The following is a 21,140-nucleotide window of genomic DNA, read 5'->3' on the forward strand; positions in this document are numbered from 1 at the left end:
CCTACATCTCGCACTTGTAGGCCCGGCAAGCGAAGCGCCGCCGGGCGTGTTTTTTAGCGCTTAATGTCAGACTTAAAATCACGCTGCTCGTAGCCGGTATACAGCTGACGAGGACGCGCGATTTTCATGCCTTCGCTGTGCATTTCGTTCCAGTGCGCAATCCAGCCCACGGTACGCGCCATGGCGAAGATTACGGTGAACATGGAAGACGGAATGCCCATCGCTTTCAGAATAATGCCAGAGTAGAAATCGACGTTCGGGTAGAGTTTCTTCTCGATGAAGTACGGGTCGTTCAGCGCGATGTGTTCCAGCTCCATCGCCACTTCCAGCAGATCATCTTTGGTGCCCAGCTCTTTCAGTACTTCGTGGCAGGTCTCACGCATGACGGTCGCGCGCGGGTCGTAGTTTTTGTAAACACGGTGACCGAAGCCCATCAAACGGAAGGAGTCATTCTTGTCTTTCGCGCGGCGCACGAACTCAGGAATGTGCTCAACGGAGCTGATCTCTTCCAGCATCTTCAGTGCTGCTTCGTTCGCGCCGCCGTGCGCCGGTCCCCACAGGGAGGCGATGCCCGCAGCGATACAGGCGAACGGGTTCGCGCCGGAAGAGCCCGCGGTACGGACGGTAGAGGTCGAGGCGTTTTGTTCGTGGTCAGCGTGCAGGATCAGAATACGGTCCATCGCGCGTTCCAGCACCGGGTTCACTTCATACTCTTCACACGGCGTGGAGAACATCATGCGCAGGAAGTTACCTGCGTAGGAGAGGTCGTTGCGTGGATACACAAACGGCTGACCGATAGAGTATTTGTAACACATCGCCGCCATGGTAGGCATTTTGGACAGCAGACGGAACGCCGCGATATCACGGTGACGTGGGTTATTCACGTCCAGAGAATCGTGGTAGAACGCCGCCAGCGCACCGGTAATACCGCACATGACCGCCATCGGATGAGAGTCACGACGGAACGCATGGAACAGACGGGTAATCTGCTCATGGATCATGGTGTGACGGGTCACGGTGGTTTTAAATTCATCGTACTGGGCCTGCGTCGGTTTTTCGCCGTTCAGCAGGATGTAGCACACTTCCAGATAGTTGGATTCGGTGGCTAACTGATCGATGGGGAAGCCGCGATGGAGCAGGATACCTTCGTCACCGTCAATGTAGGTGATTTTGGATTCGCAAGATGCGGTAGAGGTGAATCCAGGGTCAAAGGTGAATACCCCTTTGGAACCCAGCGTACGGATATCAATAACATCCTGACCGAGCGTGCCTTTTAGCACATCCAGTTCAATAGCATCATCACCATTTAGGGTGAGTTTTGCCTTTGTATCAGCCATTTACGGTCTCCTTAGCGCCTTATGCTTAAGACTGCGCTTTACCGGATTTGCTTTCAGCTGTTAATCATCGTTACCAGATTGTTATTTGGCTTACCGCTCAGCTCACGAGGAGAAACCAGGGTACAGAGCTATGGCGCCTTGCAGGTAAACGAATGAAATATCAGTGAAACAACAGCAAATCAGCGTTTTTGCAGTCCGAATTATTCAAACCTGTATATCACTAATAACTGTCCTGATAACTTCGGTCAATACCATCACACTGTTACATAACTATTTGTCAGGTGAAAGAGAGACCTCATAACTTTTGCGCATTATATGCCTTTTCTGATGACGTTTGTAACAATATTGTTTAACATTTGTCAAATCAGATGATTAAAAATTAAAAAGATGTTGTTATCGTGACCCCGATCACTGTTCCAGAGAAAACCCAACAAACTGTATGTAGGTTAATTGTAATGATTTTGTGAACGGCCTATACTGCCGCCAGGTCTCCGGAACACCCTGCAATCCCGAGCCACCCAGCGTTGTAACGTGTCGTTTTAGCATTTGGAAGCAATGTTTTGCATGACGCGCAGTTATAGAAAAGGAACGCTGTCTGACCCGCATCGCAGTCCGGAGGAAGGAAACAATAAGAACAGCATGTGGGCGTTATTCATGATAAGAAATGTGAAAAAACAAAGACCTGTCAATCTGGATCTCAAAACGATCCGATTCCCTGTAACAGCAATAGCGTCCATTCTGCACCGTGTTTCTGGTGTGATTACGTTTGTGGCGGTTGGTATCTTGCTGTGGTTACTGGGAACCAGCCTCTCATCTCCTGAAGGATTCCTCCAGGCCTCAGCCATCATGAACAGCTTCTTCGTGAAATTTATCATGTGGGGCATTCTGACCGCGCTGGCCTATCACGTGGTTGGCGGCGTTCGCCATATGCTGATGGACTTTGGCTACCTGGAAGAGACGTTCGAGGCCGGTAAACGTACCGCTAACATTTCATTTGTGATCACTGTCGTGCTTTCACTTCTCGCAGGAGTTCTCGTATGGTAAGCAACGCCTCCGCATTAGGACGCAACGGCGTACATGACTTCATCTTGGTCCGCGCTACCGCCATCGTCCTCACGCTCTACATCATCTATATGATCGGTTTCTTCGCCACTAGCGGCACACTGACGTGGGAAATCTGGAGTGGTTTCTTCGGATCGGCCTTCACCAAAGTGTTCACCCTGCTGGCCCTGTTCTCCATCCTTATTCATGCCTGGATTGGCATGTGGCAGGTGTTGACCGATTACGTTAAACCGCTGGCGATTCGCCTTCCGCTGCAACTGATTATTGTTGTTGCTCTGCTGGTTTACGTCATTTATGGATTTGTTGTGGTGTGGGGTGTGTAATGAAACTGCCAGTCAGAGAATTTGATGCTGTTGTGATTGGTGCGGGTGGCGCAGGTATGCGTGCCGCACTGCAAATTTCCCAGAGCGGCCAGACCTGTGCGCTGCTCTCTAAAGTATTCCCGACCCGTTCCCACACTGTGTCTGCGCAGGGCGGTATCACCGTTGCGCTGGGTAATTCCCATGAAGATAACTGGGAATGGCACATGTACGATACGGTAAAAGGTTCCGACTACATCGGTGACCAGGATGCCATCGAATATATGTGTAAAACCGGCCCGGAAGCGATTCTGGAGCTGGACCACATGGGTCTGCCGTTCTCCCGTCTGGAAAATGGCACCATCTATCAGCGTCCGTTTGGCGGCCAGTCGAAAAACTTCGGCGGCGAACAGGCGGCACGTACCGCAGCAGCGGCTGACCGTACCGGTCACGCTTTGCTGCACACCCTTTATCAGCAAAACCTGAAAAACCACACCACCATCTTCTCCGAGTGGTATGCGTTGGATCTGGTGAAAAACGCCGATGGCGCGGTGGTGGGTTGTACCGCACTGTGCATTGAAACCGGTGAAGTGGTCTATTTCAAAGCGCGCGCAACCGTGCTGGCCACCGGCGGCGCAGGCCGTATCTATCAGTCCACTACCAACGCCCACATCAACACCGGTGACGGCGTTGGGATGGCTATCCGCGCTGGCGTGCCGGTGCAGGACATGGAGATGTGGCAGTTCCACCCAACCGGTATCGCCGGTGCGGGCGTGCTGGTGACAGAAGGCTGCCGTGGTGAAGGTGGCTACCTGCTGAACAAACATGGCGAGCGCTTTATGGAGCGTTATGCCCCGAATGCGAAAGACCTGGCGGGTCGTGACGTGGTGGCGCGTTCCATCATGATCGAAATCCGTGAAGGCCGCGGCTGCGACGGCCCTTGGGGCCCGCACGCGAAGCTGAAACTCGACCATCTGGGTAAAGAAGTGCTGGAATCCCGTCTGCCGGGCATTCTGGAACTGTCCCGCACCTTCGCCCACGTCGACCCGGTAAAAGAGCCGATTCCGGTTATCCCAACCTGTCACTACATGATGGGCGGTATTCCGACCAAAGTGACCGGTCAGGCGCTGACCGTGAACGAGCAGGGTGAAGACGTGGTCATCCCTGGTCTGTTCGCGGTAGGCGAAATTGCCTGCGTATCCGTGCACGGCGCAAACCGTCTGGGCGGCAACTCCCTGCTGGACCTGGTGGTATTTGGCCGTGCGGTGGGGCTGCATCTCCAGGAATCTATTGCCGAGCAGGGCGCGTTGCGTGATGCGACCGACGACGAAATTGATGCCTCTCTTGAGCGCCTCAACCGCTGGAACGGCAACCGTAACGGCGAAGATCCGGTTGAAATCCGTAAAGCGCTGCAAGAGTGTATGCAGCACAACTTCTCGGTATTCCGTGAAGGTGACGCGATGGCCAAAGGGCTGGAGCAGCTGAAAGCGATCCGCGAGCGTCTGAAGAATGCCCGTCTGGACGATACCTCGAGCGAGTTCAACACCCAGCGCGTTGAGTGCCTGGAGCTGGATAACCTGATGGAAACCGCGTTCGCCACTGCGATGTCGGCAAACTTCCGTACCGAAAGCCGTGGCGCCCATAGCCGCTTCGACTTCCCGGATCGTGATGACGAAAACTGGCTGTGCCATTCCCTGTATCTGCCAGAGTCGGAAACCATGACGCGTCGTAGCGTTAACATGGAACCGAAACTGCGTCCGGCGTTCCCGCCGAAGATTCGTACTTACTAATGCGGAGACAGGATAATGAAACTCGAATTCTCAGTTTATCGTTATAACCCGGATGTAGACGATGCTCCGCGTATGCAGGATTACACCCTCGAAGCGGAAGAAGGTCGTGACATGATGCTGCTGGATGCTTTAATCCAGCTGAAAGAAAAAGATCCTACGCTGTCGTTCCGCCGCTCCTGCCGTGAAGGGGTATGTGGCTCTGACGGTGTAAACATGAACGGCAAAAACGGTCTGGCCTGTATCACGCCAATTTCAGCGCTACAGCGTGCAGGCCAGAAAATTGTCATCCGTCCTCTGCCTGGCCTGCCGGTCGTGCGTGATTTGGTGGTGGACATGGGGCAATTCTATGCACAATATGAGAAGATTAAGCCTTACTTATTGAATAATGGGCAAAATCCACCCGCTCGCGAGCACTTACAGTCGCCTGAGCAGCGTGAAAAACTCGATGGGTTATACGAGTGTATTCTCTGTGCATGCTGTTCAACGTCATGCCCGTCATTCTGGTGGAACCCGGATAAATTTATCGGCCCTGCGGGTCTGCTGGCTGCCTATCGCTTCCTGATCGACAGCCGCGATACCGAAACCGAGAATCGTCTGGAAGGGTTAAGTGACGCTTTCAGCGTATTCCGCTGCCATAGCATCATGAACTGCGTCAGTGTGTGTCCTAAGGGGCTGAACCCGACGCGCGCCATCGGCCATATTAAGTCGATGTTGTTGCAGCGCAGTGCGTAAGTAACAACGCCGGATGGCGCTGCGCTTATCCGGCCTACGTAACAGTAGGCCCGGTAAGCGTAGCGCCACCGGGCAAATTGCAGAAACCTTTAAAAACTGCCCTGAAGTTTAGACAGTTTCTAAAGGTTCCTTCGCGGGCCAAATGAAAAGAGCTCGCAGGTGAACCCCGGCACGTACACGTGGTGTGCGTGGTAGTTTCTACGGCGAAAGTAAGCATAAAAATGCTTAAGGGATCACGATGCAGAACGGCGCAATGAAAGCCTGGCTGGACTCTTCTTACCTCTCTGGTTCAAACCAGAGCTGGATAGAACAGCTCTATGAAGACTTCTTAACCGATCCTGACTCAGTGGACGCAAACTGGCGTTCCATGTTCCAGCAGTTGCCTGGTACAGGGGTCAAACCGGATCAATTCCATTCAAAAACACGTGATTATTTCCGTCGTCTGGCGAAGGATGCCTCACGTTACTCTTCTGCGATTTCCGACCCTGACACCAATGCGAAGCAGGTAAAAGTCCTGCAGCTTATCAACGCTTATCGCTTCCGTGGTCACCAGCATGCGAATCTCGATCCGCTGGGACTGTGGCAGCAGGAACGTGTAGCGGATCTCGATCCGGCTTATCACGATCTGACCGAGGCCGATTTCCAGGAAAGCTTTAACGTAGGTTCCTTTGCCATCGGCAAAGACACGATGAAGCTGGGCGATCTGATTGATGCGCTCAAGCAAACCTACTGCGGCTCCATCGGCGCGGAATATATGCACATTACCTCCACCGAAGAGAAACGCTGGATCCAGCAGCGTATCGAATCCGTGGCGGGTCACGCGAATTTCTCAGCAGACGAGAAAAAACGTTTCCTGAGCGAACTGACGGCAGCCGAAGGCCTTGAGCGCTATCTGGGCGCGAAATTCCCGGGCGCAAAACGCTTCTCACTGGAGGGCGGCGATGCGTTAGTCCCGATGCTGAAAGAGCTGATTCGTCATGCCGGTAAGAGCGGCACGCGCGAAGTGGTGCTGGGCATGGCGCACCGTGGCCGTCTGAACGTGCTGGTTAACGTGCTGGGTAAAAAACCGCAGGATCTGTTCGACGAATTTGCGGGTAAACATAAAGAGCACCTCGGCACCGGTGACGTGAAGTACCACATGGGCTTCTCGTCGGATATCGAAACCGAGGGCGGTCAGGTTCACCTGGCGCTGGCGTTTAACCCGTCGCACCTGGAAATCGTCAGCCCGGTGGTTATCGGTTCCGTGCGTGCGCGTCTGGATCGTCTGGACGAGCCGAGCAGCAATAAAGTGCTGCCAATCACCATTCACGGTGATGCGGCAGTCACAGGGCAGGGCGTGGTTCAGGAAACCCTGAACATGTCGAAAGCGCGTGGTTATGAAGTGGGCGGTACCGTTCGCATCGTAATCAACAACCAGGTGGGCTTCACCACCTCTAACCCGCTGGATGCGCGTTCTACCCCGTACTGCACCGACATCGGTAAAATGGTTCAGGCGCCAATCTTCCACGTAAACGCGGATGACCCGGAAGCCGTTGCTTTCGTTACCCGTCTGGCGCTGGACTTCCGTAACACCTTTAAGCGCGACGTGTTCATTGACCTCTTCTGCTACCGCCGTCACGGCCACAACGAAGCGGATGAGCCAAGTGCAACCCAGCCGCTGATGTACCAGAAAATCAAAAAACACCCGACGCCGCGTAAAATCTATGCTGACAAGCTGGAAAGCGAAAAAGTGGCGACGCTGGAAGATGCGACCGAAATGGTCAATCTTTATCGCGACGCGCTGGACGCGGGTGAATGCGTGGTCAAAGAGCTGCGCCCAATGAACATGCACTCCTTTACCTGGTCGCCGTACCTCAACCACGAGTGGGACGAGAGCTACCCGAACAAGGTTGAGATGAAGCGTTTGCAGGAGCTGGCTAAACGCATCAGCACCGTGCCGGAAGCGATCGAGATGCAATCCCGCGTGGCCAAGATCTATGGCGACCGCCAGGCCATGGCGGCGGGTGAAAAGCTGTTCGACTGGGGCGGCGCGGAAACGCTGGCCTATGCGACGCTGGTTGACGAAGGTATTCCGGTTCGTCTGTCCGGTGAAGATGCGGGTCGTGGCACCTTCTTCCACCGTCATGCGGTTGTACACAACCAGTCTAACGGTTCAACCTATACTCCGCTTCAGCACGTGCATAACGGTCAGGGCCAGTTCAAGGTCTGGGACTCCGTGCTGTCAGAAGAAGCGGTTCTGGCCTTCGAATACGGCTACGCCACCGCAGAACCTCGCACCCTGACTATCTGGGAAGCGCAGTTCGGTGACTTCGCCAACGGTGCGCAGGTCGTCATCGACCAGTTCATCTCCTCCGGTGAGCAGAAGTGGGGCCGTATGTGTGGTCTGGTGATGTTGCTGCCGCACGGCTATGAAGGACAAGGGCCGGAGCACTCCTCCGCGCGTCTGGAGCGTTATCTGCAACTCTGCGCCGAGCAGAACATGCAGGTCTGCGTGCCGTCCACCCCGGCTCAGGTGTACCACATGCTGCGTCGTCAGGCGCTGCGCGGTATGCGTCGTCCGCTGGTGGTCATGTCGCCAAAATCCCTGCTGCGTCATCCGCTGGCGGTTTCGAGCCTGGATGAACTGGCTAACGGCACCTTCCTGCCAGCCATCGGTGAAATTGACGAGCTGGATCCGCAGGCCGTTAAGCGTGTCGTAATGTGTTCTGGTAAGGTTTATTACGACCTGCTGGAACAGCGCCGTAAGAACGATCAGAAAGATGTCGCCATCGTGCGTATCGAGCAGCTTTATCCGTTCCCGCATCAGGCGATGCAGGAAGTACTGAAACAGTACGCTCACGTTCATGATTTTGTCTGGTGCCAGGAAGAGCCGCTCAACCAGGGCGCATGGTATTGCAGCCAGCATCATTTCCGTGAAGTGATTCCATTTGGGTCTGCCCTGCGTTATGCAGGTCGCCCGGCCTCCGCCTCTCCGGCGGTAGGGTATATGTCCGTTCACCAGAAGCAGCAACAAGATCTGGTCAATGACGCGCTGAACGTCGATTAATTAAAGGATACATAATGAGTAGCGTAGATATTCTTGTTCCCGACCTGCCTGAGTCCGTAGCAGATGCAACCGTCGCCACCTGGCACAAAAAACCAGGCGACGCGGTAACCCGTGACGAAGTGCTGGTAGAAATCGAAACTGACAAAGTGGTACTGGAAGTACCGGCTTCAGCGGATGGCATTCTGGATGCAGTCCTGGAAGACGAAGGTACGACCGTGACTTCTCGCCAGATCCTGGGTCGCCTGCGTGAAGGCAACAGCGCGGGCAAAGAGTCCAGCGCGAAATCTGAAGAGAAAGCGTCTACCCCAGCCCAGCGCCAGCAGGCGTCTCTGGAAGAGCAAACCAATGACGCGCTCAGCCCGGCGATCCGTCGCCTGCTGGCTGAGCACAGCCTCGATCCGGCAGCCATCAAAGGTACCGGCGTGGGTGGCCGTCTGACTCGCGAAGATATCGACAAGCATCTGGCAAAAGCGCCTTCAGAGGCGAAAGCGGAAGCGAAAGCCCCTGCGGCAGCACCAGCGGCACAGCCAGCTCTGGGTGCACGTAGCGAAAAACGCGTGCCAATGACCCGCCTGCGCAAGCGCGTGGCCGAGCGTCTGCTGGAAGCGAAAAACTCCACCGCGATGCTGACCACCTTCAACGAAGTCAACATGAAGCCAATCATGGACCTGCGCAAGCAGTACGGTGACGCGTTTGAAAAACGTCACGGTATCCGTCTGGGCTTCATGTCCTTCTACGTGAAAGCGGTAGTTGAAGCGCTGAAACGCTACCCGGAAGTGAACGCGTCTATCGATGGCGATGACGTGGTTTACCACAACTACTTCGACGTCAGCATGGCGGTTTCTACCCCACGCGGCCTGGTCACCCCGGTTCTGCGTGATGTGGACACCCTGGGTATGGCTGACATTGAGAAGAAAATCAAAGAGCTGGCCGTGAAAGGCCGCGACGGCAAGCTGACCGTTGAAGACCTGACCGGCGGTAACTTCACCATTACCAACGGTGGCGTGTTCGGCTCGCTGATGTCTACCCCGATCATCAACCCGCCGCAGAGCGCGATCCTGGGTATGCACGCCATTAAAGATCGTCCAATGGCGGTAGACGGTAAAGTTGAGATCCTGCCGATGATGTACCTGGCGCTCTCATACGATCACCGCCTGATCGACGGCCGCGAGTCCGTAGGCTTCCTGGTTGCCATTAAAGAGCTGCTGGAAGATCCAACGCGTCTGCTGCTGGACGTTTAGTAACTATTTAGCATCACCTGCCCTGTAGGCCGGATAAGCGTAGCGCCGGTCTACAGGTTTGAAGATAACGATTACCCTGAAGGATGGATAGAACACATGAATTTACATGAATATCAGGCCAAACAGCTGTTTGCCAGGTCAGGCTTACCGGCTCCGGTGGGTTATGCCTGTACTACCCCGCGTGAAGCAGAAGAAGCCGCATCTAAAATCGGTTCCGGCCCGTGGGTAGTTAAATGTCAGGTTCACGCTGGTGGCCGTGGTAAAGCGGGCGGTGTGAAGGTTGTTAAGAGCAAAGAAGAGATCCGTGCGTTTGCTGAACATTGGCTCGGCAAGCGTCTGGTAACCTACCAGACAGATGCGAATGGCCAGCCGGTCAACCAGATCCTGGTTGAAGCGGCAACCGACATCGCGAAAGAATTGTACCTCGGCGCAGTCGTAGACCGTAGCTCCCGTCGCGTGGTGTTCATGGCATCTACCGAAGGCGGCGTGGAAATCGAAAAAGTGGCGGAAGAGACCCCGCACCTGATCCACAAAGTGGCAATCGATCCGCTGGCGGGCCCAATGCCTTACCAGGGTCGTGAGCTGGCGTTCAAACTGGGTCTGGAAGGCAAGCTGGTTCAGCAGTTCACCAAGATCTTCATGGGGCTGGCGACCATCTTCCTGGAGCGCGATCTGGCGCTGATCGAGATCAACCCGCTGGTGATCACCACCCAGGGCGACCTGATCTGCCTCGACGGCAAGCTGGGCGCTGACGGCAACGCGCTGTTCCGCCAGGCGGATCTGCGCGAAATGCGCGACCAGTCTCAGGAAGATCCGCGTGAAGCGCAGGCTGCCCAGTGGGAGCTGAACTACGTGGCGCTGGATGGCAACATCGGCTGCATGGTTAACGGTGCGGGCCTGGCAATGGGCACCATGGACATCGTTAAGCTGCACGGCGGTGAGCCAGCGAACTTCCTCGACGTGGGCGGTGGCGCAACCAAAGAGCGCGTAACCGAAGCGTTCAAAATCATTCTCTCTGACAGCAACGTAAAAGCGGTTCTGGTGAACATCTTCGGCGGTATCGTACGTTGCGACCTGATCGCCGACGGTATCATCGGCGCGGTAGGAGAAGTGGGCGTTAACGTTCCGGTTGTTGTACGTCTGGAAGGGAATAACGCTGAACTCGGCGCGAAAAAACTGGCTGACAGCGGCCTGAATATTATTGCAGCGAAAAGTCTGACGGATGCAGCTCAGCAGGTTGTTGCCGCAGTGGAGGGGAAATAATGTCCGTTTTAATTAATAAAGATACCAAGGTTATCTGCCAGGGCTTCACCGGTAGCCAGGGGACTTTCCACTCCGAACAGGCGATTGCCTACGGTACGCAGATGGTTGGCGGCGTAACGCCAGGTAAAGGCGGCACCACGCACCTGGGCCTGCCGGTGTTCAACACCGTGCGTGAAGCAGTAGAAGCGACGGGCGCAACCGCGACCGTGATCTACGTTCCAGCGCCGTTCTGTAAAGACTCTATTCTGGAAGCGATCGACGCAGGCATTAAGCTGATCATCACCATCACCGAAGGTATCCCGACGCTGGATATGCTGACCGTGAAGGTGAAGCTGGACGAAGCAGGCGTGCGCATGATCGGTCCGAACTGCCCAGGCGTTATCACCCCGGGCGAATGCAAAATCGGCATCATGCCGGGCCACATTCACAAACCGGGCAAAGTGGGCATCGTGTCCCGTTCCGGTACCCTGACCTATGAAGCGGTTAAGCAGACCACCGATTACGGCTTCGGCCAGTCCACCTGCGTGGGCATCGGCGGTGACCCGATCCCAGGCTCTAACTTTATCGACATCCTGAAGCTGTTCCAGGAAGATCCACAGACCGAAGCGATCGTGATGATCGGTGAGATCGGTGGTAGCGCGGAAGAAGAAGCGGCTGCTTACATCAAAGATCATGTGACCAAGCCGGTGGTGGGTTATATCGCGGGTGTGACCGCGCCGAAAGGCAAACGTATGGGTCACGCGGGTGCGATTATCGCTGGCGGTAAAGGTACGGCTGATGAGAAATTCGCAGCACTGGAAGCCGCAGGCGTGAAAACCGTTCGCAGCCTGGCGGATATCGGTGAAGCACTGAAATCCATCATTAAGTAAGTCCTCTCTGCTCTCCGAATGGGGCGCGTTGAAGTATAAAAAATGTCCGTTTCGACATGGTTGGCCGCTGTAAAGCGGCCTTTTTTTATTGCCTGCGTTTAGCCACCAGAGTGAATTTATAGTCGTCGGTATTAAACACGTTGCGACTGTATTCAAATACCCGGCCGTCTTTCAGGAAGCCGCGGGAAACTTTTTCAAGAATTGGTTTTGCCGGATCGAGCGCCAGGGCGGCAATCGCCTCGTCCGATGGCATGACTGGCACCAGCTCCTGCTCGCTGCGATCGATAACCAGCTTTTTGACCTGCTCAATGTAATGGTATTTCGACTGTTCCATCACTTCCCAGGTGAGGTCGGGGAACATCGCCAGCGGCATCCATGTCTCTTCCAGATTCACCGGCTTTTCCCTGATGAAGCGTACGCGCTTGACGTGCCAGACCTTATCATCCGGATTGAGCGCCAGTTTTGCCGCGAGCCGCTCATCGGCTTTCACCACTTCGAAGACGCTGACGTCGCTGTGCGTATCAACGTTGCGATCCGCCAGTTTTTCGTAAAAGCCGGTAAGCTGATAAATATCGTAATTCACCCGCTCCTCTTTTACATACGAGCCGCTGCCCTGAATGCTTTCGATGATCAGCTCGTCGGCGAGCAGCTTCAAAGCCTGCCGCACGGTGACACGGCTAACGTTAAATGCCTCCTGAAGGCTGGATTCCGTCGGCAGCGCGTCTCCGGGTTTTAATTCCCCGGCGTTAATCTTCTCGCGGAACGCATCGGCGATCTGCCGGTACATCGGTTTATTGCCCATTGTGTTACGCCTTTTTAATACCTTTTTAGGGGAATTATGCCTTCAGTGACTGATTTGTAAATAATACAAATTAAATACAAATATCGTTGTTAGTGAAAATGATCACATAAATGTATTATCCAGTCTGCCACAATCCTCCCCAGACAATAACTTTGGATAGGTGAGGATCTTATGAACCTGACGACTCTGACCGACCCCCGTGCTGTCTGCGTGCAGGCGCAGTTTACCAGCCGTGATGAGGCAATCCGTCAGCTTGCGACGCGGCTGGTAGCGTTGGGCAAAATAGCCGACGCCGATACGTTTCTGGCAGAGGTTTTCCATCGCGAATCGCTTGGCCCGACGGCGCTGGGCGAGGGGCTGGCCGTACCCCATGGTAAATCAGCGGCAGTAAAGGAAGCGGCTTTTGCCGTGGCAACACTGCGCGAGCCGCTGGCCTGGGAAGGCGTGGACGGACCGGAGGAGGTCGAGCTGATTTTTTTGCTCGCCATTCCTCCCGCACAAGCGGGATCAACGCATATTCAGGTGCTGACGGAACTGACGTCCCGCCTGGCGGATGACGATCTCAGGGCGCACGTGATGACGGCGACCAGCGCGGAAGAGGTGCTTGCTGCGCTGGAAACGACGCCTGACGCGCAAGAAACCGCCGTCGCAGAGAATGCCCCGACGATCGTCTGCGTTACCGCCTGTCCGGCCGGGATCGCCCATACCTACATGGCAGCGGAATATCTCGAAAAAGCGGGACGTAAGCTCGGCGTCAATGTAGTGGTCGAAAAGCAGGGGGCAAACGGTATTGAGGGGCGCATCACCGCGCAGCATTTGCAGGAGGCAAAAGCGTGTATCTTCGCGGCGGAAGTGGCGATCAAAGAGCGTGAGCGTTTTCAGGGGATCCCCGCCATTTCCGTGCCCGTCGCGGAACCCTTGCGCCATGCGGAAGCGCTCATTGAGCGTGCGCTGGCGCTACAGCCTGTATCCGATGCGCGTCCTGCGCATGTCGACTCGGACGCGAAAAAGTCCGTTAAAACCGAACTCAAGCAAGCGCTGCTCAGCGGTATCTCCTTTGCGGTGCCGCTGATTGTCGCTGGCGGCACGGTGCTGGCCGTGTCGGTACTGCTGGCGCAAATCCTTGGCTTGCAGCACCTGTTCGATCAGGAAAACTCGTGGCTGTGGATGTACCGTAAACTGGGCGGTGGGATGCTCGGCATTCTGATGGTCCCTGTTCTGGCGGCCTATACCGCTTACTCGCTGGCGGATAAACCTGCGCTTACGCCGGGCTTTGCGGCGGGTCTTGCCGCCAATATGATCGGCTCCGGCTTTCTGGGGGCCATCGTCGGCGGGCTGATTGCGGGCTACCTGATGCGCTGGGTGAAAAACCACATCCGGCTGAGTAGCCGCTACAACGGCTTTCTAACCTTTTATCTCTATCCGGTGATTGGCGTACTGGGCGCAGGCAGCCTGATGCTGTTTGTGATCGGCGAACCGGTGGCCTGGATCAATAACGCCCTGACCGCCTGGCTTAATGGTCTCTCCGGTGCGAACGCGCTGCTGCTGGGGGCGATCCTGGGCTTTATGTGCTCGTTCGATCTGGGCGGTCCGGTCAACAAAGCCTCTTACGCGTTCTGTCTGGGCGCGATGGCCAACGGCGTATACGGGCCTTATGCGATCTTCGCCTCCGTCAAAATGGTTTCGGCTTTTACCGTGACGGCATCAACGATGCTGGCTCCGAATCTGTTTAAACAGTTCGAAATTGAGACCGGCAAATCCACCTGGCTGCTGGGGCTGGCGGGCATCACCGAAGGGGCAATTCCGATGGCTATCGAGGATCCGTTGCGAGTCATCGGCTCATTTGTTCTGGGGTCAATGGCGACCGGAGCGATTGTCGGAGCGATGGGGATTGGGCTCTCCACCCCGGGCGCGGGCATTTTCTCTCTCTTCTTACTGCATGATGCCGGGCTGGGCGGCGTGATAGCCGCTGCCGGCTGGTTTGGCGCCGCGCTGGTGGGCGCCGCAATCTCTACGCTCATTTTACTGCTCTGGCGACGCCAGGCCGTGAAGAGCGGTACCTACGTGACTGAAGACATACCAACCTAAACACGCACTGACAGGAAACGAAGATGAAAGCTGTATCTCGCGTTCATATCACGCCACATATGCACTGGGACCGAGAGTGGTACTTCACCACCGAAGCGTCACGTATTCTTCTGGTCAATAATATGGAAGAGATCCTCACCCGTCTTGAGCAGGACGCAGAGTATAAATACTACGTTCTCGACGGCCAGACGGCGGTGCTGGAAGATTATTTTGCCGTGAAACCGGAAAACAGGCCACGCGTGAAGGCGTTGGTGGCGGCCGGGAAGCTGATTATCGGGCCGTGGTATACCCAGACGGACACCACCCTTGTCTCCGGCGAGTCGATTGTGCGCAATCTGATGTACGGCATGCGCGACTGTCTGGCCTTTGGCGAGCCGATGAAAATTGGCTATCTGCCGGACTCCTTCGGCATGTCTTCCCAGCTGCCACACATTTACAACGGTTTTGGCATCACGCGCACCATGTTCTGGCGCGGGGGTTCCGAGCGGCACGGTACCGATAAAACCGAATTTCTCTGGCAAAGCCAGGACGGCAGCGAAGTGACGGCACAGGTACTGCCGCTGGGCTACGCGATTGGTAAGTACTTACCGGAGGATGAAGCCGGACTGCGCAAACGGCTCGACAACTACTTCGAGGTGCTCGAAAAAGCCTCCGTGACGAAAGAAATTTTGCTGCCTAACGGCCATGATCAGATGCCGCTCCAGCAGAACATATTTGCGGTGATGGATAAGCTGCGCAAAATCTACCCGCAGCGTCAGTTTGTGATGAGCCGCTTCGAGGAGGTGTTTGACCATATCGATGCGCACCGCGATGAACTGGCGACGCTGAAAGGGGAATTTATTGACGGTAAATATATGCGGGTGCACCGGACGATCGGCTCCACGCGGATGGACATCAAAATCGCCCACGCCCGGATAGAGAATAAAATCGTCAACGTCCTCGAGCCGCTGGCTACGCTTGCCTGGACGCTGGGCTTTGACTATCACCACGGCTTGCTGGAAAAAATGTGGAAAGAGATCCTCAAGAATCACGCCCACGACAGTATCGGCTGCTGCTGCAGCGATAAAGTGCATCGCGAGGTGATGTCACGCTTTGAGCTGGCGGAAGACATGGCCGATAACCTGACGTGCTTCTATATGCGCAAGATTGTCGACAACATGCCGCAGAGCGAGGAAGACAAACTGGTGATGTTTAACCTCACGCCCTGGCCGCGTGAGGAAGTGATCAACACCACGATACGTCTGCGCGCCAGCCAGTTCCGCCTGTTGGACGAAAAGGGAAATGAAATCCCTTATTATCTCCGCAGCGCGCGTGAGATAGACCCCGGGCTGATTGACCGGCAGATAGTGCATTACGGCAACTACGATCCCTTCATGGAGTTTGACATCCAGCTCAAACAGATCCTGCCATCTATGGGTTACCGCATGCTCTATATCGAGCCGCACGTGGCCGGCAAACTGCAGACGCCAGATAAATCGCCGGAGGCGTTACTGGAAAATGCTTTCTGGGAAGTAACGTTAAACGAGGACGGTACTTTGCGTCTGCTCGATAAAGCGTCCGGGCTTATCTATGACCGCGCGCTGGAAATTGAAGAGAGCTCGGATGATGGCGATGAGTACGACTACTCGCCTTCACGGGAAGAGTGGAGACTCTCTTCCGCGCAGGGCGAACATGAGGTTGAGGTGATCCACGAGGCCTGGCAGAGCAGGGCGGTGATCCGCCATCGAATGGCGGTGCCAGCGGATCTCGCTGAACGTTCTGCGCGTCAGCAGACGGGAACGCTTGAGGCAGAACTCACGGTCACGCTCAGCCATAACAGCCGACGTATCGACGTCGAGGCACGTCTCGGAAATCACGCGGATGACCACCGTGTGCGGGTGCTGATCCCGACACCATTCACCACAGAGACGGTCTTAGCCGATACCCAGTTTGGTTCGCTGACGCGCCCTGTACAGGATGAAGCGATGGCAGACTGGCAGGAGGAGGGATGGAAGGAAGCGCCGCTGCCGGTGTGGAATCTGCTCAACTACGCGGTGCTCCAGGAACGGCGTAACGGGATGGCGCTATTTACCGAAGGGTTGCGCGAATTCGAAGTAACAGGTGAGCGTCAAAACACGTTTGCCCTGACGTTGCTTCGCGGCGTGGGGTTGCTTGGGAAGGAAGACTTACTTCTGCGCCCTGGCAGACCGTCCGGGATCAAAATGCCGGTGCCTGATTCGCAGATGCGGGGCCAGTTAACCTGTCGCTTTAGCCTGTTCAGTTTTAATGGTACGCCCGTCAGTGCTGGCGTTGCGCAGCAGGCGAAGTCGTGGTTAACGCCAGTGCACTGTTATAACAAAATTCCGTGGGATGCGATGAAGCTTAACCGTGCCTCTTTCACCACACCCTGTAGCTATAGCCTGCTAACGCTGGCGCCTAACGGATGTGTACTCAGTGCGCTGAAAAAAGCGGAGGATCGTGACGAGATGATTCTTCGTCTGTACAACCCTTCGGAGACCCGCTCCTGTGACGTGGCTTTGTCTGTGAACCGTGAGGTCCAGGCCTGTTGCGAAACGGACATGAATGAGGTGTGCAAAGCGCAAGGGGAGGAGGGCTCAGCCATTACGGGGCCTTTCAGGCCAGGCCAGTCACGCACCTTCAGCATAAAAATTGAAAGGTAATCTCAAGAACAATATCAAGGCCGCATCCCCTGCGGCCTTTATTTCATCAAATAGTCACTAAAGGGTGTTAATTTTAAGATTAGCGAAGGTGAATGAAATGTAATCTTTTAGGCGGGTAGTAAAACGAAAGAAAAATACTGTGAAGCGGATAACATTATATGTTTCTCTCCCTGCAAAAAGGTCTTTTTTCACACGCGTTAATAAAAATCACAACTGTTTATATTATCTTCTGGCTTTTATAACCATTAATGCCTTTAAATATACATGTTATTAACAAGGTTTTTACTATCCATGTCACAAAGAAACATCATTAACAGTGCCGGCTGTTTTTGATTTAAATCAATGTTTAATCCTTGGAAAAAGGCTCCAAAAGGCGTTAAATTGTTCCCGATCAAAATGGCCGAAAAGTGGTAATTTTGCTATAAATTGATCGCCGTCGAAAAACGTAAATCTGTTCGAATAAAAACCTGTTTATTGTAAGGGTTTTGCAGCGTATTATATTTACGGGATCAATTTGGTTTTTCTTAACGTATTTGTAACCTTTCATCATTGCTTTTTCCTCCTGTAGAGAATAAGCAACGAAGAAGGGAAGCAGATAACTTTGTATTGGGGCATGCGTGTGGATCCTTATCTAACGGGGTTCACTCTCGGAGTCTTCATGCGATGAGCAAGGAGTCATAATGTTAGACGTAGTCGAACTGTCGCGCTTACAGTTTGCCTTGACCGCGATGTACCACTTCCTTTTTGTGCCGCTGACGCTCGGTATGGCGTTCCTGCTGGCCATCATGGAAACGGTTTACGTCCTCTCCGGCAAACAGATTTATAAAGATATGACCAAGTTCTGGGGCAAGTTGTTTGGTATCAACTTTGCGCTGGGCGTGGCAACCGGTCTGACCATGGAGTTCCAGTTCGGGACAAACTGGTCTTACTATTCCCACTATGTAGGGGATATTTTCGGTGCGCCGCTGGCCATTGAAGGTCTGATGGCCTTCTTCCTCGAATCCACCTTTGTAGGTCTGTTCTTCTTCGGTTGGGACCGTCTGGGTAAAGTCCAGCATATGGCGGTAACCTGGCTGGTGGCATTAGGCTCCAACTTGTCCGCACTGTGGATCCTGGTGGCGAACGGCTGGATGCAAAACCCAATCGCATCTGATTTCAACTTCGAAACCATGCGTATGGAGATGGTCAGCTTCGCTGAGCTAGTCCTGAACCCGGTTGCCCAGGTTAAATTCGTGCACACCGTGGCGTCTGGCTATGTGTGCGGCGCGATGTTCGTGCTGGGCATCAGCTCCTACTATATGCTGCGCGGCCGTGACTTCGCGTTCGCCAAGCGTTCTTTCGCTATCGCAGCAAGCTTCGGTATGGCCGCGATTCTGTCCGTTATTGTTCTGGGTGATGAATCCGGTTACGAAATGGGTGACGTGCAGAAAACCAAACTCGCCGCAATTGAAGCTGAATGGGAAACCCAGCCGGCACCGGCAGCGTTTACCCTGTTCGGCGTGCCTGACCAGGACGCGCAGGAAAACCGCTTCGCCATTCAAATTCCTTACGCTCTGGGTATTATCGCCACGCGCTCCGTCGACAAACAGGTGACTGGCCTGAAAGATCTGATGGTGCAGCATGAAGAGCGTATCCGTAACGGGATGAAAGCCTACTCGCTGCTGGAACAGCTGCGCGCCGGCTCTACCGACCAGGCCGTTCGCGATCAATTTAACGACGTGAAGAAAGACCTCGGTTACGGTCTGCTGCTGAAACGCTATACCCCGAACGTCTCCGACGCGACGGAAGCGCAGATTCAGATGGCAACCAAAGACTCTATTCCACGCGTTGCGCCGCTGTACTTCGCGTTCCGCATCATGGTGGGTTGCGGCATTATCATGCTGCTGATCATCGCGGCCTCGTTCTGGTCAGTCATTCGTAACCGTATCGGTGAGAAAAAATGGCTGCTGCGCACCGCGCTGTACGGTATCCCACTGCCATGGATTGCTATCGAGTCCGGCTGGTTTGTTGCGGAATATGGCCGTCAGCCATGGGCGATCGGTGAGGTGCTGCCAACAGCGGTAGCGAACTCCTCCCTGACCGCAGGCGACCTGATCTTCTCCATGCTGCTGATTTGCGGTCTGTACACCCTGTTCCTGGTGGCTGAACTGTTCCTGATGTTCAAGTTCGCGCGCCTTGGCCCAAGCAGCCTGAAAACCGGTCGCTATCACTACGAGCAGTCTGTTACGACTACTCAGCCGGCACGCTAAGACAGGAGTCATCAAATGATCGATTATGAAGTATTGCGTTTTATCTGGTGGCTGTTGATCGGCGTTCTGCTGATTGGTTTTGCGGTCACCGATGGTTTCGATATGGGCGTGGGCATGCTCACCCGTTTCCTCGGTCGTAATGACACCGAGCGTCGAATCATGATCAACTCCATCGCCCCGCACTGGGACGGTAACCAGGTGTGGCTGATCACCGCAGGCGGCGCGCTGTTCGCTGCCTGGCCGATGGTTTACGCGGCTGCGTTCTCCGGCTTCTATGTGGCGATGATTCTGGTGCTGGCCTCTTTATTCTTCCGTCCGGTAGGTTTTGACTACCGCTCCAAGATTGAAGACACCCGCTGGCGTAACATGTGGGACTGGGGCATCTTCATTGGTAGCTTCGTTCCACCGCTGGTCATTGGTGTGGCGTTCGGTAACCTGTTACAGGGCGTACCGTTCCACGTCGACGAATATATGCGTCTGTTCTACACCGGTAACTTCTTCCAGCTGCTGAATCCGTTTGGTCTGCTGGCTGGCGTGGTGAGCGTGGCGATGATCATCACCCAGGGCGCAACCTATCTCCAGATGCGTACCGTGGGTGAACTGCACCTGCGTTCCCGTGCGACCGCTCAGGTGGCGGCGCTGGTGACGCTGGTCTGCTTCGCGCTGGCAGGCGTGTGGGTCGTGTACGGTATTGATGGCTACGTGGTGACCTCCGCCATTAACCATACCGCACCGTCTAACCCGCTGACCAAAGAGGTGGCGCGTCAGGCTGGCGCATGGCTGGTGAACTTCAACAATATGCCTGCGCTATGGGCTATCCCTGCTCTGGGTGTGCTGCTGCCACTGCTGACAGTGTTAATGTCTCGTCTGGAGAAAGGCGCTATGGCGTTCGTGTTCTCTTCCCTGACGCTGGCGTGCATTATCCTGACGGCAGGTATTGCTATGTTCCCATTCGTGATGCCATCCAGCACCATGATGAATGCTAGCCTGACCATGTGGGATGCAACGTCCAGCCAGTTGACGTTGAACCTGATGACGTACGTTGCTTGCGTGTTCGTGCCGATTATCCTGCTCTACACCGCCTGGTGTTACTGGAAAATGTTCGGTCGCATCACTAAAGAACATATCGAAAGCAACACCCACTCTATGTATTAAGTAAGGAGCTGAATATGTGGTATTTCGCATGGATTTTAGGGACGCTTCTTGCCTGTGCATTTGGTGTCATCACTGCCCTGGCGCTTGAGCATGTAGAAGCGTCTAAAGCAGGTGAAGATAAGCACTAATGAATATTATCGCAACGTTATATGCGGTAATGGACAAGCGCCCCCTGCGGGCGCTTTCCCTCATTATGGCATTACTGCTGGCGGGCTGTATCTTCTGGGACCCGTCGCGCTTCGCGGCTAAAACCAGCGAGCTTGAGATCTGGCACGGTTTCCTGATTATGTGGGCGGTGTGTGCAGGTGTGATTCACGGTGTCGGCTTTCGTCCGAAAGCGCTTCACTGGCAGGGCATCTTCTGCCCGCTGATTGCCGATCTGGTTCTTCTCGCCGGTTTGATTTTCTTCTTCTTCTGAATAAGAAATGTCCGTTAATGATATGGGCTTACCCGAGCCCATAAAAATTTACTCTCCGTTTACTTTCCCCCATTCCAAACCATCATTCCCGCGCGTATAGTAGCGAAGTTTGAAAGCTCCAACTTTTCT

The 21,140-nt window shown here is 54.6% G+C and carries 16 protein-coding genes; 14 read left to right on the top strand and 2 right to left on the bottom strand.

Annotated elements, in window-relative coordinates:
• Nucleotides 1–53: 53 nt before the first annotated feature.
• The gene (locus tag C3451_RS08140; protein WP_006809584.1) at nucleotides 54–1,337 is read right to left on the bottom strand and encodes a citrate synthase; all 1,284 of its coding nucleotides are present in this window, start codon (nucleotides 1,335–1,337) and stop codon (nucleotides 54–56) included.
• A 639-nt stretch (nucleotides 1,338–1,976) separates the two neighbouring features.
• Here C3451_RS08140 and sdhC point away from each other — a divergent pair.
• From sdhC to sucD, 8 genes are all read left to right on the top strand, one after another.
• Entirely contained in the window at nucleotides 1,977–2,381 is a 405-nt protein-coding gene (sdhC, locus tag C3451_RS08145; RefSeq protein ID WP_026080740.1) for a succinate dehydrogenase cytochrome b556 subunit, read from the top strand.
• Nucleotides 2,375–2,722: a succinate dehydrogenase membrane anchor subunit gene (sdhD, locus tag C3451_RS08150; protein ID WP_003858621.1), complete on the top strand. Its 348-nt coding sequence runs from the start codon at nucleotides 2,375–2,377 to the stop codon at nucleotides 2,720–2,722. The genes sdhC and sdhD overlap by 7 nt, the downstream gene beginning before the upstream one ends.
• Complete coding sequence (sdhA, locus tag C3451_RS08155; RefSeq protein ID WP_003858619.1) at nucleotides 2,722–4,488, top strand: succinate dehydrogenase flavoprotein subunit; 1,767 nt, start codon at nucleotides 2,722–2,724, stop codon at nucleotides 4,486–4,488. The genes sdhD and sdhA overlap by 1 nt, the downstream gene beginning before the upstream one ends.
• 15 nt (nucleotides 4,489–4,503) lie before the next feature.
• Entirely contained in the window at nucleotides 4,504–5,220 is a 717-nt protein-coding gene (locus C3451_RS08160; protein ID WP_022647461.1) for a succinate dehydrogenase iron-sulfur subunit, read from the top strand.
• A 238-nt stretch (nucleotides 5,221–5,458) separates the two neighbouring features.
• Entirely contained in the window at nucleotides 5,459–8,266 is a 2,808-nt protein-coding gene (gene sucA / locus C3451_RS08165; protein WP_022647462.1) for a 2-oxoglutarate dehydrogenase E1 component, read from the top strand.
• 14 nt (nucleotides 8,267–8,280) lie between these two features.
• Entirely contained in the window at nucleotides 8,281–9,507 is a 1,227-nt protein-coding gene (gene odhB, locus C3451_RS08170; RefSeq protein WP_023299612.1) for a 2-oxoglutarate dehydrogenase complex dihydrolipoyllysine-residue succinyltransferase, read from the top strand.
• Between the two features lie 96 nt (nucleotides 9,508–9,603).
• Nucleotides 9,604–10,770: an ADP-forming succinate--CoA ligase subunit beta gene (gene sucC, locus C3451_RS08175; protein ID WP_022647464.1), complete on the top strand. Its 1,167-nt coding sequence runs from the start codon at nucleotides 9,604–9,606 to the stop codon at nucleotides 10,768–10,770.
• On the top strand, nucleotides 10,770–11,639 hold the full coding sequence (gene sucD / locus C3451_RS08180) for a succinate--CoA ligase subunit alpha (protein ID WP_006809578.1): 870 nt from the start codon (nucleotides 10,770–10,772) through the stop codon (nucleotides 11,637–11,639). The genes sucC and sucD overlap by 1 nt, the downstream gene beginning before the upstream one ends.
• 85 nt (nucleotides 11,640–11,724) lie before the next feature.
• Here the strand turns inward: sucD and C3451_RS08185 are convergent, their stop codons facing one another.
• Complete coding sequence (locus C3451_RS08185; RefSeq protein WP_063139240.1) at nucleotides 11,725–12,441, bottom strand: GntR family transcriptional regulator; 717 nt, start codon at nucleotides 12,439–12,441, stop codon at nucleotides 11,725–11,727.
• A gap of 171 nt (nucleotides 12,442–12,612) precedes the next feature.
• On the opposite strand from C3451_RS08185, the gene mngA reads away from it, so the two are divergent.
• From mngA to ybgE, 6 genes are all read left to right on the top strand, one after another.
• Entirely contained in the window at nucleotides 12,613–14,529 is a 1,917-nt protein-coding gene (gene mngA, locus C3451_RS08190) for a PTS 2-O-a-mannosyl-D-glycerate transporter subunit IIABC (protein ID WP_022647466.1), read from the top strand.
• Nucleotides 14,530–14,552: 23 nt separating this feature from the next.
• Nucleotides 14,553–17,189, top strand: coding sequence for a mannosylglycerate hydrolase (gene mngB / locus C3451_RS08195; protein WP_045621776.1), 2,637 nt, complete (start codon nucleotides 14,553–14,555; stop codon nucleotides 17,187–17,189).
• Nucleotides 17,190–17,869: 680 nt separating this feature from the next.
• Entirely contained in the window at nucleotides 17,870–19,438 is a 1,569-nt protein-coding gene (gene cydA / locus C3451_RS08200) for a cytochrome ubiquinol oxidase subunit I (RefSeq protein WP_023299615.1), read from the top strand.
• A gap of 15 nt (nucleotides 19,439–19,453) precedes the next feature.
• Entirely contained in the window at nucleotides 19,454–20,593 is a 1,140-nt protein-coding gene (gene cydB / locus C3451_RS08205; RefSeq protein WP_022647469.1) for a cytochrome d ubiquinol oxidase subunit II, read from the top strand.
• 14 nt (nucleotides 20,594–20,607) lie between these two features.
• Nucleotides 20,608–20,721: a cytochrome bd-I oxidase subunit CydX gene (gene cydX, locus C3451_RS08210; protein WP_014169181.1), complete on the top strand. Its 114-nt coding sequence runs from the start codon at nucleotides 20,608–20,610 to the stop codon at nucleotides 20,719–20,721.
• A complete protein-coding gene (gene ybgE, locus C3451_RS08215; protein WP_003858596.1) occupies nucleotides 20,721–21,011 on the top strand; it encodes a cyd operon protein YbgE in 291 nt (96 codons plus the stop codon). The genes cydX and ybgE overlap by 1 nt, the downstream gene beginning before the upstream one ends.
• The last annotated feature ends 129 nt before the right edge of the window (nucleotides 21,012–21,140 follow it).

This window comes from Enterobacter sp. 301B, assembly GCF_003850715.1.
Taxonomy (GTDB): Bacteria; Pseudomonadota; Gammaproteobacteria; order Enterobacterales; family Enterobacteriaceae; genus Enterobacter; species Enterobacter intestinihominis.

Bases quoted from the DNA above. Each gene is read 5' to 3' on its own strand.
- C3451_RS08140 (WP_006809584.1), bottom strand. From the start codon at position 1,337: ATGGCTGATACAAAGGCAAAACTCACCCTAAATGGTGATGATGCTATT.
- sdhC (WP_026080740.1), top strand. From the start codon at position 1,977: ATGTGGGCGTTATTCATGATAAGAAATGTGAAAAAACAAAGACCTGTC.
- sdhD (WP_003858621.1), top strand. From the start codon at position 2,375: ATGGTAAGCAACGCCTCCGCATTAGGACGCAACGGCGTACATGACTTC.
- sdhA (WP_003858619.1), top strand. From the start codon at position 2,722: ATGAAACTGCCAGTCAGAGAATTTGATGCTGTTGTGATTGGTGCGGGT.
- C3451_RS08160 (WP_022647461.1), top strand. From the start codon at position 4,504: ATGAAACTCGAATTCTCAGTTTATCGTTATAACCCGGATGTAGACGAT.
- sucA (WP_022647462.1), top strand. From the start codon at position 5,459: ATGCAGAACGGCGCAATGAAAGCCTGGCTGGACTCTTCTTACCTCTCT.
- odhB (WP_023299612.1), top strand. From the start codon at position 8,281: ATGAGTAGCGTAGATATTCTTGTTCCCGACCTGCCTGAGTCCGTAGCA.
- sucC (WP_022647464.1), top strand. From the start codon at position 9,604: ATGAATTTACATGAATATCAGGCCAAACAGCTGTTTGCCAGGTCAGGC.
- sucD (WP_006809578.1), top strand. From the start codon at position 10,770: ATGTCCGTTTTAATTAATAAAGATACCAAGGTTATCTGCCAGGGCTTC.
- C3451_RS08185 (WP_063139240.1), bottom strand. From the start codon at position 12,441: ATGGGCAATAAACCGATGTACCGGCAGATCGCCGATGCGTTCCGCGAG.
- mngA (WP_022647466.1), top strand. From the start codon at position 12,613: ATGAACCTGACGACTCTGACCGACCCCCGTGCTGTCTGCGTGCAGGCG.
- mngB (WP_045621776.1), top strand. From the start codon at position 14,553: ATGAAAGCTGTATCTCGCGTTCATATCACGCCACATATGCACTGGGAC.
- cydA (WP_023299615.1), top strand. From the start codon at position 17,870: ATGTTAGACGTAGTCGAACTGTCGCGCTTACAGTTTGCCTTGACCGCG.
- cydB (WP_022647469.1), top strand. From the start codon at position 19,454: ATGATCGATTATGAAGTATTGCGTTTTATCTGGTGGCTGTTGATCGGC.
- cydX (WP_014169181.1), top strand. From the start codon at position 20,608: ATGTGGTATTTCGCATGGATTTTAGGGACGCTTCTTGCCTGTGCATTT.
- ybgE (WP_003858596.1), top strand. From the start codon at position 20,721: ATGAATATTATCGCAACGTTATATGCGGTAATGGACAAGCGCCCCCTG.